3 protein-coding genes are annotated in these 2213 nt (G+C 44.1%); 1 reads left to right on the forward strand and 2 read right to left on the reverse strand.

What is annotated here, in order from left to right:
- Window positions 1-168: 168 nt before the first annotated feature.
- A complete protein-coding gene (locus AC5JLP_RS15445; protein ID WP_496068815.1) occupies window positions 169-582 on the forward strand; it encodes a hypothetical protein in 414 nt (137 codons plus the stop codon).
- A gap of 11 nt (window positions 583-593) precedes the next feature.
- On the opposite strand, the gene AC5JLP_RS15450 is transcribed toward AC5JLP_RS15445, so the two are convergent.
- Window positions 594-1631: a pentapeptide repeat-containing protein gene (locus AC5JLP_RS15450; RefSeq protein ID WP_496068816.1), complete on the reverse strand. Its 1038-nt coding sequence runs from the start codon at window positions 1629-1631 to the stop codon at window positions 594-596.
- A gap of 201 nt (window positions 1632-1832) precedes the next feature.
- The gene (locus tag AC5JLP_RS15455; RefSeq protein ID WP_496068817.1) at window positions 1833-2156 is read right to left on the reverse strand and encodes an nSTAND1 domain-containing NTPase; all 324 of its coding nucleotides are present in this window, start codon (window positions 2154-2156) and stop codon (window positions 1833-1835) included.
- Between the last annotated feature and the right edge of the window lie 57 nt (window positions 2157-2213).

Genomic DNA, 2213 nt, shown 5'->3' on the forward strand with positions numbered 1-2213 from the left:
CCAGCACCTTAGCCCTCTTAAGTATTTCTACTCGCTACAAAGGTGACATGCTCCCGCGGTGGACTCTAAAACTCACTAAGCAGCAGCGTTCTTTTGCGAAAATGCAATGCCGCAAGCTTTATGGCGACCGCTATAACTGTAAGATCTAAGTCAAAAAAGTCTCAGCTTATGACTAGGCTACTGAAAAAGCTGTTTGCATTCATTATCTTGGTGTTTATCTTAACTCTGCTTCAGAAATATACTGTTGCACAGGTAACTTCTGTCAAGCAACTTTCAGATGTCAATCAATCAAGCTGGTCACTTAGAGCATTATCTGCTCTTGTAGACTACTACGGGTGTAAATGGGAGTATCCAGATAAAACTTTTAGAGGAAACCGGGCAGCAACACGATATGAGGTTGCGTTTTCATTGAATTCATGCTTTATCAGCTTGAATGAGCTGAGCGCAGGAGCTAGAGACTCCCCTAATGTAGAAGAAGTACTAAAGCTAGAAAAACTACAAGAAAGCCTAGGAAATGAGCGCTCAAACCTTCAAAACCGGATCAATGCATTACAGTCCCAAATTATTGAACTAGAGAATTAGGTCGATGCAATCTACTTTGCAGGCGGCACGGCAACTATGCAGGCTGGGAAAACCAGATTTTGAGCGTCTTTGATAGTTTCCTCTTTAAACTTTGTATTACAGCTTAGTTCGGCGTTGGAAAAATCTGCATTGCTGAGATTAGCACCATAAAGGTTAGTTCCTTGCAGATTAGCATTGCTAAGGTTAGCATTGCTAAGGTCAATATTTTCTAAGTTGGCACGGCTGAGGTTTGCTTTGCTAAGATTAGAACCTGGGGCAAGCAGATACATCCCTTGAAGGATGGATTCAAAACTTTTGGGAAACTTTGTTTCTTTACTATAGAGAGCCTTTTCAAAATTAGCGCCAGTCAGAGTTGTGCTGCTGAGATCGACATACTGTAAGTTAGCTTTACGAAGATTTGCCTCATTGAGATTAGTATTGACAAAGCTTACTCCTCTGCCAAAATCTACCTCAGACAAATCAGCATTGCTCAAGTTGGCATCTGAGAAGTTACTACTATCCCATATCTTGGCTCTAGTAAGCCGTGCATTATTAAGCTTTGCACCTCTCAGGTCGGCTCCTTGAAGATTAGCCCATTGAAGACTATCAACGAAGCTCAGATCTGCTAATTGAAGATCGGCTTTGCTCAGATCCGCTGATTGAAGGTCAGCTTTGCTCAGGTTTGCTTTAGTAAGCTTAGCGTTACTGAGGTTAGCTTTTTCAAGGCTGGCGTTACCTAAATTAGCGTTACTGAAATCGACACCACTGAGATCTGCTCCATTTAAATTTGCTCCTGAGAGATCCGCATTACTGAGGTCAGCGCCGCCCAGTTTAGCGCCACGCAAATCTGCATCACGTAGTTTGGCGTGGCTGAGCTTTGCACTATAGAGAACTACGCCTCTGAGAACACTAACATCGGACAGATTCACGCCTAATTTTGTTAGCTCTTCAAGCGCTAATAGTCGTTCCGTGCCCCTTGCATTCGCCACAGTAACTCGGAGTTGCCTGACGCGGATTTCTCTTACAGCCACAACTCCCAGAATGATGGCTAAGCCCAGCGGAATGACCAAGCCAAAGCCAATAAGATTACGTCGATTTTTCCATCGATACTGGGCACTACGCTGGATGAACTCTTTAGCAAGGTCAGATAGCGATAATTCTGCAACCTGCTCATGCTGAAATGCCTCTGCATCCTTCAGCAGCCGTCCCTGAAACAGATAATCCTTTGGTTTCTCTTTCTTGAGCCATTCATCCGCCGCTGTTTCAATCTTTTATTTTTGCCGGAGACAATCACGATTTTCATTGATCCATCGGCGCAATTGCTGCCATTCTCGAATCAAGGCTTCATGTACGATCTCTGCTATTTCTTCTCCTGATTGCTCGTTGTGTCCGGTTACAACCAAACGTTGATCTGTCAGCCCATCTTTGCGCGTAATTAAGTTCCAGCAATCGCTGCCTATCTTTGTTCGGATGGCAATACGACGGGTATCTTCCGTTCCCTCACCCAGTTGTACCAACTGCAAAAAAATCTGCCTTGTCTGCTTCTGCTCTGCTTCACTTTTCTGGGCATAAACAGCTTCTGCATGGTTTGCCAGAGCCTTAGGATCGTGAACTTAATAAGACCGGAGAAAGGAGGGAAAGAAGTTAGACTG

Source organism: Stenomitos rutilans, from assembly GCF_059505485.1.

What these genes read in the sequence shown, in the direction of transcription:
- AC5JLP_RS15445 (WP_496068815.1), top strand. Translation starts at nt 169, where the DNA reads ATGACTAGGCTACTGAAAAAGCTGTTTGCATTCATTATCTTGGTGTTT.